Genomic DNA, 15170 nt, shown 5'->3' with positions numbered 1-15170 from the left:
TGTAGTTCATGGGGGATGCGGCCCTCGATCAACTCGCTGCCGAAGCCGCGCCGCCGGGGCTGGCCCGCCGGAGACGCCGGGCGATCCGGCGCACCTTCCTCGACCCAGTGAAAGCCAAGCCAAGGCACGCCCTCCCGGTCCGCCACATCCCATCGCACAACGATCTTGCCCTTGGCTGCCGAGAGGGCGCCGTATTTCAGGGCGTTGGTGGCGAGCTCGTGCACCGCCAGCGTCAGCACCTCCGCGGCTTTGGGAGAAAGCGGCACCTTCGGCCCGATCAGCTCATACTGGCCCTCGTGCTGCGCCTGAACGCTGACCTCGTCGCGGACAATGTCGCCAATATCGACGGTCACGTTGGTGGCGCGGGTGAGCAGCGCCTGCACCCTCGCCAAGGCAAGCAGACGGCCGGCAAGCAGTTCGGCATAGTGCGGCACGGTCTCCGCTCGATTTGCGGTCCGCGCGGCGATCGAGCGGATGATCGCCATGATATTGCGGACGCGGTGCTGAAGCTCGGCCAGCAGCACGCCCTGATGCTCGGTGAGCAGCTTTTCCTCGGTAACGTCCAAGGAAATGCCGGCCACGGCCCGGACCTGAGCGCTCGGGTCGAGCAGCGGAAACGCCGTACGGCGCACCCACCGGAAGGTCTCGTCGCTCGGGCGGAGCACGCGGAACTCGGCGACCACCGCCTCGCCGTGCTGAACGTCGCGTAACTGGGCGTTCATCGCGGCGCGATCCTCGGGGACGACCAGTGAATCCCAATATTGCCGGTCGCCGATCAGCATTTCCGGCGCGGTTCCGTACACCGTGGCGGCAGCGGCGCTGACATAAGTCGCAGCCAGCGTTTCGTCGTCTCGAATCCACAGCACGCCCGACGAAGCATCGGCGAACTGCCGAAAGCGCTCCTCGCTTTCGCGAAGCGCGTCCTCGGCTCTGGCGCGCTCTATCGCCGACCAGGTGCGCTCGATCACATCCCGTGCCAACGCCTCGTCCCGGTCGGTCCAGTGGCGAGGCTCCATCTGTTGGACGAACAGGCCCGCGACGAAACGGCCTTCCTTGATCAAAGGAATGCCGAGGCTGGCGCGGACGCCACCCGCCGCTTCGAAGGCTGCTTCGGCGCCGGCCGCTCGAGCGTCGGCGAGCGCGTCGTCGATCCTGACGCTCCGGCCCGCGCGATAGGCGGCAGTGAACTCCGGCCCGAAGCTGACCAGCAAATGCTTGCCCTTGAAGCTGGGCATCATCCCGTCGGTCCAGTCGCGAGCGACGATGAAATACTCGCCCGTCTCGTCCACCTCGCCATAACCGCAGCGTCCGACGCCGAGGCGCTTTCCCAGCATTTCGGTTGCCACCGCCACCACCTCGACTGGATCGCTCAGCGGCCCGATGGCATCACTCAGCTGCAGTTGGAAAGCCTGGCGCTCCTCGCTTTCGCGCAGCGCCGCCTCGACACGCTTGCGCTCGGTTATGTCCTCGTAGAACACGCCCACACTATCGCTTCCAAAGGGAGTGACGTTGACGCCGAACCAGCGATTCAAGGCGGGGATGAAATGCTCAAAGTGTGACGGCTGGTTGGAAACGAAGACCTGCGAGTACGCGTCGATCCAATAGCGCGCGTCCTCAGGCGGCAGCACCTCGCCGACCAGTCTGCCCAGGACTTGTTCATCATGGAGTCCTGTCACCCGTGCGCTCGCCGGATTTCGGGCAAGATGGCGGAAATCTGTCAGTTCTCCTTCATCGTTGCGTACCGCCTCCATCTCGGCGAAGCCCTCGGCCATGCGTTCGAACAGTTCGCGATAGCGACCTTCGCTGTCGCGGAGAGCAATTTCGGCGCGCTTGCGATCGGTGATGTCGAGCGTCGAGAGCAGGATTCCGTCGTCGGCCTTGGCGATGGTTTGCAGGAACCAGCCATCGAACTGCTCATGCTTGTAATAGTGCTCGTGCGTGATCGGCAGGCCTGTGTCGATCACTTCCAGGAATTTGTCCCACACGCCGGATTCCACCACCGCCGGGTTTTCGGTCAGAAGGCGTTTCCCGACATTCGATCCGTAGCGGTCGTTCCACTGCTTGTTGGTGAGCAGCCATTCGAAGTCCACGATCGCACGCTGATCATCGCGCACGGCCTTGAACAGCTGGATGATCTGCAGCGAACTGTCGAAGGTAGTGCGAACAAGATGATGCGATTTCACCAGGTCCTGCTCGGCGCGCTTTCGCTCAATGATGTCGCGAAACAATATGCCGACGTGCCGCAATTCAGGGTTGTCGATCGGGAAGGCGTATACGTCGTACCAACGGCCAAGCGCGTCGGCGCGATCCTCGAAGCGTTCGGGCGTCCGCGTTTGCGCGATCCGCGAATAGCGTTCGAACCAATGCTCCTCGTGGTTTGGTGCCAGTTCGCGCATCCGCTTGCCGACCGCGTCAATCAGTCCGGTCTGGCGCTCGAACGAGGCATTGGTCTCCAGGAAGCGATAGTCGACCGCCTCGCCATTCTCGCCACCTACAACTTCGATGATGCAGAAACCTTCGTCGATCGAGTCGAAAAGCATCCGGTACCTTTGCTCGATGACGGGGGCATTTTCACCGATGACCGTACAGCCACGAAGCGCGCCTTCCGTCAGTGCTAATCGGCGCCTAAGTTCTTCATTTTCTGCGGCAAGGTCCATTTCTCCTGCGTACAGCATTTCGGCAGATTGTCCGCTCTCAAAGCTGAAAACGGGGCTATGCCACCGTGATTGGTCGTCCGCTGCCACGCCGGATCGCCCTCGGTCCGAAAAATCGTCCCTGGGATCCTGCCGCTCACGCTGTTGCACTGACAGCGTTCGGGGCTTGTGGATCGGTCATGAACGACGAGGATTGGTCGCTAAGCGACCGGCAGGTTATGCGCCGGAAGCCGTCATACAGCTGTGCCGCAAGGAACGGCCGCCTCGTCCCAGTTCACGTCGTCGGGGGGCGAGGGGCGCGTTTTAAGTAACGACGACCACGTTAACAGATGAAGGCGTTTGAAAAGCGCTCAGCGTCAAGCGCTGAGGCAGCCTTGTACGACACCTATCGCTTACGCCGTGGGCAGAGCGATGACCCCGCGGAATTCTTGTGCCACGAAAAATGGCTGTTTTCCCGCACGCTAGCTGGAGGTCGTGGCCACGTGATTTTACGTGACTGGGCATTTATAGCTACATCAAGCACTTAGCTTGGTGACCCCTACGGGAATCGAACCCGTGCTTCAGCCGTGAAAGGGCCGCGTCCTAACCGCTAGACGAAGGGGCCGTCAGGCGTGGAGGTGCGCCTAGAGGACTTGTCGGACTCCGTCAAGCGGTCAATCCACCCATGCCGCATCATCGACATGTAATTCCGCAACATTGCGGCCCGACCAGTCATCGACTTTGGGGCGGCCGGCCAGCCACAGCGTGCGGGAAGGGGCCGCGCCGAGAAGTGCCTGGCCAAGCGCCGAGCCTGCAGAGCGCCAGGCCATCGCCTTCAAACGGGCGCCGTCCGGGCCAGCGACGATGGCCCGGACGTGATCGGTCCCGACCAGATCGGCACGGATGATGCGGAACGGGCCGGCCGCCACGCGCGGGGCGGGCCAGCCGACGCCGTAGGGGCCGCCAGCCTCCATCGCCTCGACAAGTGCTGCATTGACGCCGTTTGGCGAGAGAACCGCATCGAGCAGCAGGGCACGCCCCTCGCCGGCACGGTCCACGGCATCGCCCAGACGATCTTCGAGAAATGCCGCCAGATCGTCCAGCCGATCCTCGGCGATCGTCAGGCCCGCAGCCATCGCGTGGCCGCCGCCAGCGGAGAGGATGCCATGCTCCTTGGCGGCCAGGATCGCGGCACCAAGGTCGACGCCGGTGATCGAGCGGCCCGAGCCCTTGCCGACGCCATTCTCGTCCAACGCGATCACAATTGCCGGTCGCCCCAGTTTTTCCTTGAGGCGGCCTGCCACGATGCCGATCACGCCCGGATGCCAGCCATGTCCGGCGACCACTGCGATACGGCGCGCGGTTGCGGCAAGCGTTTCGGCCGTCGCCTGAACGCCTGCCTCGATCTGGCGACGTTCGTCGTTAAGCCGGTCGAGCTCGGTTGCGATCGCCTGCGCCTCGGCCGGATCGCGCGTGGTCAGCAGCCGGACGCCGAGATCGGCGCGACCAACCCGGCCACCGGCATTGATACGGGGCCCGAGCGCAAAGCCGAGATCGGCGCAGGTCGGCGCGCGGGTGAGGCGAGACGCCTCGATCAGTGCCGCGACACCGGGGTTGCGGCGCTGGGCCATGACCTTGAGCCCCTGCGCGACAAAGGCGCGGTTCAGGCCGCGGAGTTGCGCGACATCCGCCACGGTGCCGAGCGCGACAAGATCGAGATGGTCGATCAGGCGAGGTTCGGCACGACTTGCGAAATGCCCGCGGATGCGCAGCGTCCGGATCAATGCGGCGGCAAGCAGGAAGCACACCCCCACGGCGGCGAGGTGCCCGTGGGCTGCGCCCTCGCCTTCGTCCAAGCGGTTCGGATTGACGACGGCGTGGGCATGCGGAAGTGCCGCGGCGCATTTGTGGTGATCGACGACCACGATATCGATCGCGGCGTCGCGGGCTACGGCCAACGCGTCAAAGGCCTGCGCGCCGCAATCGACGGTGACGATCAGCGAGGCGCCCTCATCCTTCAATCGGAGAAGCGCCGGGCCTGACGGACCATAGCCTTCGGACAGGCGGTCGGGGATATACGGTCGGGCTTCCAGCCCGAGATCGCGCAGGACCAGCAGCAGCAGCGCAGCGGAGGTTGCGCCGTCCACATCATAATCGCCGAAGATCGCGACCTGTTCGCCTGCCTGCACCGCATCGGCCAGGCGCTCCGCCGCCCGGTCCATGTCGCGGAAGATCGACGGATCGGGCATGAAGCCGCGGATCGACGGCGACCGGTGGTCTGCCAGCGCCTCGGGGGGGCATCCGCGGGCAAGCAGCAACTGCGTGACGAGATCATCGGGCGCCATGCCGTCGCGGCCGTCCGCTGCGGTGGCACGCCATTGCCACGGCTGGCCGAGGATCGAGGACGTGATGTTGAGGACGTGGGTCATGACCGGCGAACGGGTTTTGCCAGGCACGCAGGCAGCGCCGGACACGCAGGCAGGGACAGGCAATCAGGCGGGCAGCAGGGATGGAACGTCACAGGAACGCCTTGCCATAAGCCGCGCCGACGCGACAGGGGTTTCGCGCGGCCGTTATGCCCGCTCAGTCCGCCAGATGCTCCAGCAATACGGTCGTCCCCTCCACATGTGCGATCCTGAGCCGGGCGCCGATCTCGGCGTCCGGGCCACGCGCCGGCCAGTCGCCATCGCCGACGCGGGCGCGCCCCTCACCCCCGCGTATCGGTGTGGTGACAATGGCGATCTGGCCCACCATGCGCGCCGCGCGATCGTTGAGGCGCGGATCGGTCGATTCGACCGGATAGTCACGGTACCAGCGGCGGCCGATAAGAACCGCGACGCCGCTCCATAGTCCGAAGGCGCCGAGTTGCGCTGCGACCGGCAGGTCGGGCAGAGCCCAGGCGAGTGCTGCCGTTATGCCCGCTGCGATTGCCAGGAAAATGAGAAAGACGCCGGGTACGAACAACTCCGCGATGGCGAGTACCAGCCCCGCTATCAGCCAAAGGCCGGGTGTCCCGATGCCGTCCCCGATCATGTGCGGGGCACGGTGATGTTACCGGATCGATTCGCCTTTTCGGGCGGCGAGGCCAGCGCTTCCTTGGCCAGTTCACCGATGCCGCCGAGCGTGCCGATCAACTGCGTGGCCTCGACCGGGAACAGGATCGTCTTGGCGTTGGGGCTGGTGGCGAACTTGCCGACGGCCTCGACATATTTCTGCGCGACGAAATAGTTGATCGCCTGCGTGCCGCCCGCGGCGATGGCTTCCGACACGACGAGCGTGGCCTTTGCCTCGGCCTCCGCGGCACGCTCGCGTGCTTCGGAGTCGCGATAGGCGGATTCGCGGCGGCCTTCCGCCTCCAGGATGCGGGCCTGCTTCTGGCCTTCGGCGCGCAGGATCTCGGAGGCGCGCGATCCTTCGGCTTCCAGGATGTTGGCCCGCTTCTCCCGCTCCGCCTTCATCTGGCGGGCCATCGCGTCGACGATGTCGCGGGGCGGGCGGATATCCTTGATCTCCACGCGGGTGATCTTCACGCCCCATGGCGTGGTGGCGTGATCGACGACCGCCAGAAGACGCGCATTGATCTCGTCGCGCTTCGACAAGGTTTCGTCCAGATCCATCGCGCCCATCACCGTGCGCAGGTTGGTGGTGACAAGGTTCAGCAGAGCGACATAGAGATCGGAGACTTCATAGGCGGCCTTGGGTGCATCGAGGACCTGGAAGAAGACGACCCCGTCCGTCGAGATCATGGCATTGTCCTTGGTGATGATCTCCTGCCCGGGGATGTCGATCACCTGCTCCATCATGTTCACCTTGCGGCCGACACGATAGAAGAAGGCGGGATAGAAGTTGAACCCGGGTGCTGCGGTGGTGGTGTAGCGGCCGAAATGTTCGATCGTGTATTGATAGCCCTGCCGGACGATCTTGATCGACAACATCAGGTAGAAGAGCACTAGTAGCAGCGCCAGTGCGGCGATCGTCAGTACCATCTCGGTGGCTCTCCCTGTATGCTGTGGTGCTATGGTATAGCACGCACCGGCGGCACGCGCGAGCGACCCCGGACAGGCTTCCGGCGCACGATGTCATTCCACCCTAGCGGGCGCGCGCCTCTTTGGTTACATGGCCCGCCACTTGTTCCCCTCGCAGGAAATGGCAGCCCCCATGGACATCCGCCTCGGCCTCACCTTCGACGACGTGCTTCTCGTACCGCAGGAGTCCGACGTCCTGCCGAGCGGCGCCGATACGCGGACGCAGTTGACGCGGGAAATCGGTCTGAACATCCCCGTCCTGTCTGCCGCGATGGATACGGTGACCGAGGCCGACATGGCGATCGTGATGGCGCAGCTGGGTGGGATCGGCGTACTGCACCGGAACCTGACGGTCGAGGAGCAGGTCGCGGCGGTGCGCCAGGTGAAGCGCTTTGAAAGCGGAATGGTGGTGAACCCGATCACGATCGCGCCGGATGCGACGCTGGCCGATGCGCAGGCGCTGATGGCGCGGCACCGGATCAGCGGCATTCCGGTGGTCGAGTATGACGGCCGTCTGGTGGGCATTCTGACCAACCGTGACGTGCGGTTTGCGGGGAACCCGCAGCAGCCGGTGTCGGAGTTGATGACGAAGGACAATCTGGCGACGGTGTCGGTCGGGGTGGGGCAGGAGGAGGCACGGCGCCTGCTGCACCAGCGGCGCATCGAGAAGCTGCTGGTGGTGGACGATGCGTATCGCTGCGTCGGGCTGATCACCGTGAAGGACATCGAGAAGGCGGTGACGTACCCCGATGCGACCAAGGATGCGGCGGGGCGGCTGCGCGTGGCCGCGGCGACCACGGTGGGCGAGAAAGGGTATGCGCGGACGCGCGCGCTGGTGGAGGCGGAGTGTGACTGCGTCATTATCGACACCGCGCATGGGCATAATCGCGACGTGGCGCGCGCGGTCGAGCAGGTGAAGAAGCTGTCGAACACGGTGCAGGTGATTGCGGGCAACGTGGCGACGGCCGAGGCGACGCGCGCGCTGATCGATGCGGGGGCGGATGCGGTGAAGGTCGGGATCGGACCGGGTTCGATCTGCACGACGCGCGTGGTTGCGGGCGTCGGCGTGCCGCAGTTGACCGCGGTGATGGGCTGCGCCGAGGAGGGCCACAAGTCGGGCGTGCCGGTGATCGCGGACGGCGGCCTGCGCACCTCGGGCGATCTGGCCAAGGCGCTGGCGGCCGGCGCGTCGACCTGCATGGTGGGATCGCTGCTGGCCGGCACGGAAGAAGCCCCGGGCGAGACGTTCCTGTATCAAGGGCGCGCATACAAGTCGTATCGCGGCATGGGTTCGGTAGGCGCGATGGGTCGCGGTTCGGCGGACCGCTACTTCCAGGGTGACATCAAGGACCAGATGAAGCTGGTGCCAGAGGGGATCGAGGGGCAGGTCGCGTTCAAGGGACCGGCACGCGATGTGATCCATCAACTGGTCGGCGGCATCAAGGCGGCGATGGGCTATACCGGATCGGCCACGCTGAAGGACCTGCGCGAGCGGGCGCGCTTCGTGCAGATCACGGGGGCGGGCTTGAAGGAAAGCCATGTCCATGACGTGACGATCACGCGCGAGGCGCCGAACTATCCCACGCGCTGACCCGGAGATACGAGACCATGACACCGGCCGCACGGACACAGGCGGCGATCGAGCTGCTGGATGCGATCATCGCAGCGGCAAAGGCGGGTGGCGCGGCAGCGGACACGCTGATCGCGCGCTACTTCGCCGAGCGGCGCTATGCCGGATCGAAGGACCGGCGTGCGGTGCGCGAACGCGTCTATGCGGCGATCCGCAGCGCGGGCGAGGTGCCGGTATCGGGCCGCGCGGCGATGGCGGCGCTGGCGGACGGCGACGCCGAACTGGCGGCGACCTTTGACGGGTCGCGGCATGGCCCGGCACCGATCGCGGCGGACGAGGCGCGTGCCGCAGGCGGCACCGCGCCCCGCTGGCTGGAGGAGGCGCTGGTCGCGTCCGGACTCGACTGGGCGGCGGTGCCGGCGCTGGTCGAGCGGGCGCCGCTGGATGTGCGCGTCAACCGGCTGAAAGCGACGCGCGAAGAGGTGCTGCCGGCATTTCCCGATGCGGTCGCCACGCCCTTTGCCGAATACGGCCTGCGCCTGCCGACGGGCAGCGCGGTGGAGGCGAGCGCGGCGTTCGCCGATGGCGCGATCGAGGTGCAGGACGAAGGCAGCCAGCTGGTCGGCGCGGTGCTGGAGGCGACATCGGGCGAGCGGATCGTCGACCTGTGCGCGGGGGCGGGCGGCAAGACGCTGGCGCTGGCCGCGGCGATGGACAATTCGGGGGCGTTGCTGGCGTGCGATGTCGATCGTGCGCGGTTGCAGCGCCTGCCGCAGCGCGCAGGCCGGGCGGGCGTGACGATCGCGGAGACGCGGCTGATGAACCCGGGCCGCGAAACCGAGGCGCTGGCGGACTGGCTGGGGCAGGCGGACGGGGTGCTGGTCGATGCACCATGTTCGGGGACGGGTACATGGCGGCGCAATCCCGAGGCGCGGTGGCGGCTTACCGCCGAGCGGCTGGCGCGGTTGCAGGCGACGCAGGTGCAGGTGCTGGACGTGGCGGCGGCGCTGGTGCGGCCGGGGGGCCGGATCGTCTATATCGTCTGTTCGCTGCTGGACGACGAGGGCAAGGGCCAGGTCGAGGCGTTTCTGGCGCGCCATGACGGCTGGCATGCAGAGGAACCGTTTCTGCCCGCCGGACGCGCGCATGGACAGGGCTGGCGCCTCGACCCGGCGGCGGACGGCACCGACGGCTTTTTTGTCGCGCGGCTGCGGGCCCCATGCTAGCGTCCCGCTCCGTGCCCCAGTTGGAGACGATCATGCGCTTCTCGTCCTTCACCCTCGCAGCGGCGCTCGCGGTGGTGTCGGTGTCGACCTCGCTCAGCGGGCAGCGGCCTGACGATCAGATCGATGCGCGTTCGCTGCAACTGCTGGCCGAGGGGCGGTCCTTGCGCGCCGCGGGTAATCTCGACGGCGCCACCGACGTACTGGAAACCGCGGTGACGGTGGATCCGCGCAACCGGGCGGCGTTCGTGTTGCTGGGTGAACTGGCGACGCAGCGCGATCTGCCGGGCAAGGCGATCCGGCTGTACCGGGAGGCGCTGCTGCTGGAACCGAACGACCGTTCGGCGCTGGAAGGGCAGGGTGAAGCGCTGGTGAAAAAGGGCGCGGTGACGCGGGCCAAGGAAAATTTGGCGAAGCTGCGGACGCTGTGCAAGGGCGAGTGCAGCGAGGTGACGACCCTGGCCGCGGCGATCGCCAAGGGGCCGCCGGTGACCACCGCCGCCGTCGAAAGCAAGACGACGGTTGCCAAACCGTAAGGTCTGGCCGGCTTCCTTTACGAACCGGGCATCTCTGGTCATCCTCACCCTTCCGCGGCTGCGCCGCTCCCTCCCTCTCCCATTGGGAGAGGGAAAAGACGCCCAAGGGTTCCCATCAAAGTAGTAGTTTCATGGGGTCCCTGACGGCGGCGAAGGGTGAGGGCGATCGTGGTTGATCGAAGCCGGGTCTAGCCCAGCGCGCGGGCGAGCGCGATGAACTCCGCGACCGATACGGTTTCCGCGCGGCGGGTGGGGTCGATGCCGGTCGCCTCCATCGCGGCATCGGCACCGGCGACGGCCTTCAGGCTCTGGCGGAGCATCTTGCGACGTTGACCAAAGGCCGCGGCCGTCAGGCGCTCCAGCGTGCGGAAGCGGATGCCCTCGGGCGCCTCCCGGGGAACGAGATGGACGACGGCGGACATGACCTTGGGCGGCGGGGTGAAGGCTGAGCGATGGACGGGCATCGCGATCCTGGCGCTGCATCGCCACTGCGCAAGGACGGCGAGGCGGCCATAGGCCGAAGTGTCCGGCGCGGCGACGATGCGCTCCGCAACCTCCTTCTGGAACATCAGCGTGCAGGATTGCCACCAGGGCAGCCAGGACGAAGACAGCCAGCCGACGAGCAAAGCGGTGCCGACATTATAGGGCAGGTTGGATACGATGTGTGGCTTGGCCGTGAACAGCGACGGTGTGTCGACCTGAAGCGCGTCGCCCTCGATCACCTGCAGGCGATCAGGGAACGCCTCGGCCAGTTCGGCGAGGGCGGGGATGCAGCGGCGGTCGCGCTCGATCGCGGTGACGTGGGCGCCGGCCTGAAGCAGCGCACGAGTGAGGCCGCCCGGACCGGGGCCGATTTCCAGCACCTGCGCATCGGTCAGGTCGCCGGGGATGGCAGCGATGCGGGCAAGCAACTGGCCATCGAACAGGAAGTTCTGGCCGAGTGCCTTTGACGCAGCGAGACCGTGACGCGCGATCACGTCGCGCAAGGGGGGCAGGGGATGCAGCGGTGTCATGTCAAACGCCGAGGCGTACCCGGTGGGCGGCCGCTTCGCTGGCCATGCGGATCGCCGCGATCATCGCGCCGGGCTCCGCCGCATCCATGCCGGCGATGCCGAAGGCCGTTCCATGGTCCGGCGAGGTGCGCACGATCGGCAGGCCGAGCGTGATGTTGACGCCTTCATCGAAATGCAGCGTCTTGAGCGGCACCAGCGCCTGATCGTGATAACCGCACAGCACCGCATCATATCGCGCGCGGGCACGCGGGTGGAACAGCGTGTCGGCGGCAAGCGGCCCGGTGATGTCGATCCCCTCTGCCTGCAACTGGGCGATGGCGGGTTCGATCACGTCGATCTCCTCGCGTCCGATTGCACCGCCTTCGCCCGCATGAGGATTGAGCCCGGCGACCGCGAGACGGGGTGCGGTGATGCCGAAGTTGCGCAACAGGCCGCGCGCGGTGGCGCGGGCCTTGGCGAGAACAAGGTCGATGGTGATGAGGCCGGGCACCTGCGCGAGCGGCACATGCGTGGTCATCGGCACGACGCGCAGCGACGGGCCGGCCAGCATCATCACCGCATTGGCGCCAGCGATGCCACAGCGCTCCGCCACGAATTCAGTCTGCCCGGGATGGGTGAACCCGATCTGATACAGTTGCGCCTTGGAAACCGGCCCTGTCACCAGCGCGCAGGCGGCATTCGAGCGGACAAGGCCGACCGCGAGTTCGAGCGCGTGGAGCGCGCAGCGGGCACCCTCCACATCCGGCTGGCCGGGCACGATCTCGCCCGCATCCTCGACCGACAGGACGGGCAGTGCATCGGGAAAGGCGGACAGCGCCGAACGCATGTCCTGCACGACCGTGATCGGCCCGTCCCAGACCCGCGCGATAGCGCGGTCATCGCCCACCGCCACAAAGGGCGGCAGGCCATGTTCGTCGCGCGCGGCCCATGCCTTGGCGATGATCTCCGGCCCGATCCCGGCGGGATCGCCCATCGATACAACCAGGGGCCGGGTCACGCCGTCAGCGCCGATCAACGATATTCCACCACGGCGTCGCGGCGAAGATCGCGCATCTTCTGCTGCGCGCGCAGGTTGACGCGCTGCTGTTCCAACTGCTGCTGGACCTGATCGGGACGGGGCAGCGAGCCGGTGGCGGGGGGATCGTCACGGCCGCACAGAACGAGGGCGCGAACGCCGCTCTCAGCCGAGCCGAAGGGCGGGGTCGACTCGCCGATCTGCATCTTCAGCAGGATTTCCTGCAACTGCGGCGGCAACTGGCGGGCCGGTACGCCGTCATTGTCGACGACCTCCGCGCCGATGGTCGCCGCGGTCTTGTTGACGTCGCCGCAGCCGCGGATCGTCTTGGTCACTTCGGCGAATTTGGCAGCGCGGGCGGTGGCCTGCGCCTGGGTGGTGCCGGCGGGGAACTTGATCGTGAGCTGCTTGAGCGCCAGTCGTGCGTCGCGCGGATCGGAGGTCAGCACCTGGCGCTTGTCGGTCAGGTACAGGATGGAGAAGCCACCGGGGATCTCGATCGGGCCGGCGACCTGGCCGATCTGCATCGACTGCGCCGCCTGGGCGAGCTCGGGCGGCAATTGTGCGGCGCGCACCCAGCCAAGGTCACCGTCGACGCCGCGGGTCGATGCCTCCGAGAAGGTACGGGCGAAATAGCCGAAGGGCTGTTGCCCCTTCTGGATTTCGGCAAGGATCTGGCGCGCATTGGCGAAGACCTGCGCCGAGGTCGCCTGGTTGGCGGACAGATAGATTTCGCGGAGGTTGAACTCCTCGGTGCCCTTGGCGGCCTCGAGCCGGTCGAGGATGCCCTTCACCTCCTCCTCGCCGACATTGACGAAGGGTTCGACGCGCTTGCGCAGGTAGCGGCTCCAGGCCAGCTCGCCCTCGATCTGGCGCTTCAGCGACCGCTCCGACGAGCCCACTTCGCGCAGATACTTGTTCATCTCGGCGGGCGTGCGGTTGAAGTTGCGCGCGACGCGGACATAGCTCTGGTTGATCTCGTCGGGCGTGATCGCGATCTCGGCGCTCTTGGCCTCCTGGATCTGCAGCGTTTCGTCGATCAACTGGCGCAGGACCTGGAGACGCAGGCGCTCCTTTTCCTCGGCAGGAAGGTTGCCGGCCTGATTGGCGGCCATGATCAGCCCCATGCGCTGATCGACATCGGTGCCGGTCAGCACCGTATCGTTGACCACCGCGGTCGGCTTGCGGACATTGGGATCGAGCTTGCCGAAGATCTGGAGGTTCGACGGAATGTCGAGGCCGCCGGTATCGGGAACCGATTGATCGGGCACCGTCTGCGCGATGGCGCCGGTGGCCGCGGCCGCCAGCATCAGAAGAACTGCGCCGCGCATGCCGCGAACGTTGGAACGAATTGGCTGCTTCACCGTGTCTGCTATCCTTATCGCACCCAGGCGCACGTCCTTACCCGCAAGGTACGTCGCAAATGTGGCGCGCTTTGCCTGCATCTTGCTGAATAGCGGCTTAGCGGCCGAGATTGGTGAACGCCAGCGTCAAGGAATAGCTGTTGCCGCTGCGCGCATCGCCGGTGTTGTTGTAGAAACGCTGCCAGGCAAAGCCCAGCCGGACGCAGTCATCCTCATACTGGAAGCCGACGCGGTGACGGACCGGATCGAAGCCGCTGGCGGTGGACAAGGGATCTTCCCGCCGGTTGGTCAGGTCGATGACCGCCGAGCCGAAGGCGGACCAGAAGCGGGCGAACTGGATGCGACCGGCAACGCGTGCCTCCTCGCGGTCCTGCAGATCCTCGATCGTCGGGAAGATGTTGCGGTCGAGCCGGAGGTAACCGATCTGGGCATAGGTGGCGCGCGAGCCGACGATGGCGTCGATCTCGTTGCGGCGGACGGCGAAATTGTCCTTGTCCAACCGGTAGCGATGGACGACCGAGACGAGGTCGCGGAAGCGCAGCTCGGTGCGGCCAACGAAATCCGACCAGCGATCCGACAGGCCGGTGCCGTCGTACAGGATGGTCGGGCGGCTGTTCAGGCGATAGCTCTGGCCGATCACCGTGTTGATGGTGAAGCCGGGCAAGGTGAGCGCCCATTCGCCGCCATAGGTGATCCGGGTCGAATCCTCGAACCGGTCGTAGCCGGGGAAGCGGTTGAGCGCGAAGAGGTTGGAATCCTCCAGGTCCACGGCGCGCGCATCCTCGTTGGGGATCGCGAAGTTCTTCAGCTTGGGGCTGGCGACCACCTGCACGCGCGGGGTGAAGCGCTGGGTGCCGCCGAACAACTCGCCGATGAACGGCCATTTGACGTCGGCGGCGACCGCACCGATCGCGCGGCCCTGGAAACCTTCCATGCCGCGGTAGATGAGCGGGCTGCTGGCAATGTCCTGCGCATTATACGCATCGGCGCGGCCATAGGCGGTCAGCGTGACCTCCTGCCCCCAGTTGGTCAGGCGGCGCAGATCCCACCGCGCGCTGGCAAAGGCACGCTGCGTGTCCTGCCCGTCGGGCCGCCCGATCGCGAGCGAGTTCAACTGGACCTGGACCTTCCCGCCGACCAGCCCGTCGTCGAACCGGTAGCGCCAGTCGATCTCAGGCAGCGCGATCGGTTGCAGACCCTGGCGGTCGTTGACGCGCAGCGTCTGCACATACCAGCCGGTCAACGCGAAATAGCTGTTGGTGCCGATCCGCTGCAGGCTGGCGGTGGTGCGCAGCCGGTCGTCGCGCGAAATGTCGTAGCGGCGCAGGAAGGTGCGGTCGCTGGCGAGGCGCAACGATCCGCTGAGGCTCCATTCCGGCGAGAACTGGTAGCGGCCGGTGCCGTCCAGATAGCCGCGCAACGCGCTTTCGGTATCGAGAGGGGTCGCGGTCGTCAGGTCGTCGCTGCGCCGGCTGACGGTGGCATAGCCGGTGACCCGGAAAGCACCCTGCGTATCAAGCGACTCGTAGGTCGCCTGCATCATCGGCAGCACGTCGCTGAACACGTGCGGGGCGACCATCAGCCCCTTGTTGGGGGCAAGGCGCCAGTAATAGGGCGTCACCACCTCAAGACCGTTGACCCGGTCGATCCGGATGTCGGGCGCCAGAAAGCCGCTGTCGCTGCCGTCACCGATCGGGACCGACAGCTTGGGCAGCGGCACGGCGGGCAGGCCGAACAGGTGCTGTCTCTTATACACATCTCCGAGCCCACGAGACGTAGAGGAATCTCGTA

At 66.4% G+C, this 15170-nt stretch carries 10 protein-coding genes and 1 tRNA gene; 3 read left to right on the top strand and 8 right to left on the bottom strand.

Translation table 11 applies throughout. The features are described from left to right. From Q0U08_RS10195 to Q0U08_RS10175, 5 genes are all read right to left on the bottom strand, one after another. The coding region (locus tag Q0U08_RS10195; protein ID WP_298091340.1) for a PAS domain-containing protein at positions 1–2744 on the bottom strand (2744 nt) is incomplete at its 3' end. A gap of 439 nt (positions 2745–3183) precedes the next feature. Then, positions 3184–3258, bottom strand: a tRNA-Glu gene (locus Q0U08_RS10190). Positions 3259–3307: 49 nt separating this feature from the next. Further along, entirely contained in the window at positions 3308–5062 is a 1755-nt protein-coding gene (recJ, locus tag Q0U08_RS10185) for a single-stranded-DNA-specific exonuclease RecJ (protein ID WP_298091339.1), read from the bottom strand. A 154-nt stretch (positions 5063–5216) separates the two neighbouring features. After that, on the bottom strand, positions 5217–5666 hold the full coding sequence (locus tag Q0U08_RS10180; protein ID WP_298091338.1) for an NfeD family protein: 450 nt from the start codon (positions 5664–5666) through the stop codon (positions 5217–5219). Further along, on the bottom strand, positions 5663–6619 hold the full coding sequence (locus Q0U08_RS10175; RefSeq protein WP_298091337.1) for an SPFH domain-containing protein: 957 nt from the start codon (positions 6617–6619) through the stop codon (positions 5663–5665). The genes Q0U08_RS10180 and Q0U08_RS10175 overlap by 4 nt, the downstream gene beginning before the upstream one ends. A gap of 172 nt (positions 6620–6791) precedes the next feature. Here Q0U08_RS10175 and guaB point away from each other — a divergent pair, with 172 nt between their 5' ends. From guaB to Q0U08_RS10160, 3 genes are read left to right on the top strand one after another with little or no spacing between them, the layout of a single operon-like run. Then, positions 6792–8249 carry an IMP dehydrogenase gene (gene guaB / locus Q0U08_RS10170; protein WP_298091336.1) on the top strand — a complete coding sequence of 486 codons (1458 nt, stop codon included), beginning with the start codon at positions 6792–6794 and terminating at the stop codon, positions 8247–8249. A 17-nt stretch (positions 8250–8266) separates the two neighbouring features. Continuing rightward, positions 8267–9454, top strand: a complete 1188-nt coding sequence (locus Q0U08_RS10165) for an RsmB/NOP family class I SAM-dependent RNA methyltransferase (RefSeq protein WP_298091335.1) — start codon at positions 8267–8269, stop codon at positions 9452–9454. Between the two features lie 32 nt (positions 9455–9486). After that, entirely contained in the window at positions 9487–9987 is a 501-nt protein-coding gene (locus Q0U08_RS10160) for a tetratricopeptide repeat protein (protein WP_298091334.1), read from the top strand. 188 nt (positions 9988–10175) lie between these two features. Here Q0U08_RS10160 and rsmA read toward each other — a convergent pair whose 3' ends face one another. From rsmA to Q0U08_RS10145, 3 genes are read right to left on the bottom strand one after another with little or no spacing between them, the layout of a single operon-like run. Then, the gene (gene rsmA / locus Q0U08_RS10155; RefSeq protein ID WP_298091333.1) at positions 10176–11000 is read right to left on the bottom strand and encodes a 16S rRNA (adenine(1518)-N(6)/adenine(1519)-N(6))-dimethyltransferase RsmA; all 825 of its coding nucleotides are present in this window, start codon (positions 10998–11000) and stop codon (positions 10176–10178) included. A gap of 1 nt (position 11001) precedes the next feature. Then, positions 11002–11997 (bottom strand): 4-hydroxythreonine-4-phosphate dehydrogenase PdxA, encoded by a 996-nt coding sequence (gene pdxA, locus Q0U08_RS10150; RefSeq protein WP_298091332.1) that lies wholly within the window; start codon positions 11995–11997, stop codon positions 11002–11004. Between the two features lie 14 nt (positions 11998–12011). Next, the gene (locus Q0U08_RS10145; RefSeq protein WP_298091341.1) at positions 12012–13346 is read right to left on the bottom strand and encodes a peptidylprolyl isomerase; all 1335 of its coding nucleotides are present in this window, start codon (positions 13344–13346) and stop codon (positions 12012–12014) included. Positions 13347–15170: the final 1824 nt, after the last annotated feature.

Origin of the sequence: uncultured Sphingomonas sp. (assembly GCF_946477935.1) — a bacterium.
In the GTDB taxonomy this organism is placed as follows: Bacteria; Pseudomonadota; Alphaproteobacteria; order Sphingomonadales; family Sphingomonadaceae; genus Sphingomonas.
This window is presented reverse-complemented; position numbering and strand designations above follow the sequence as displayed.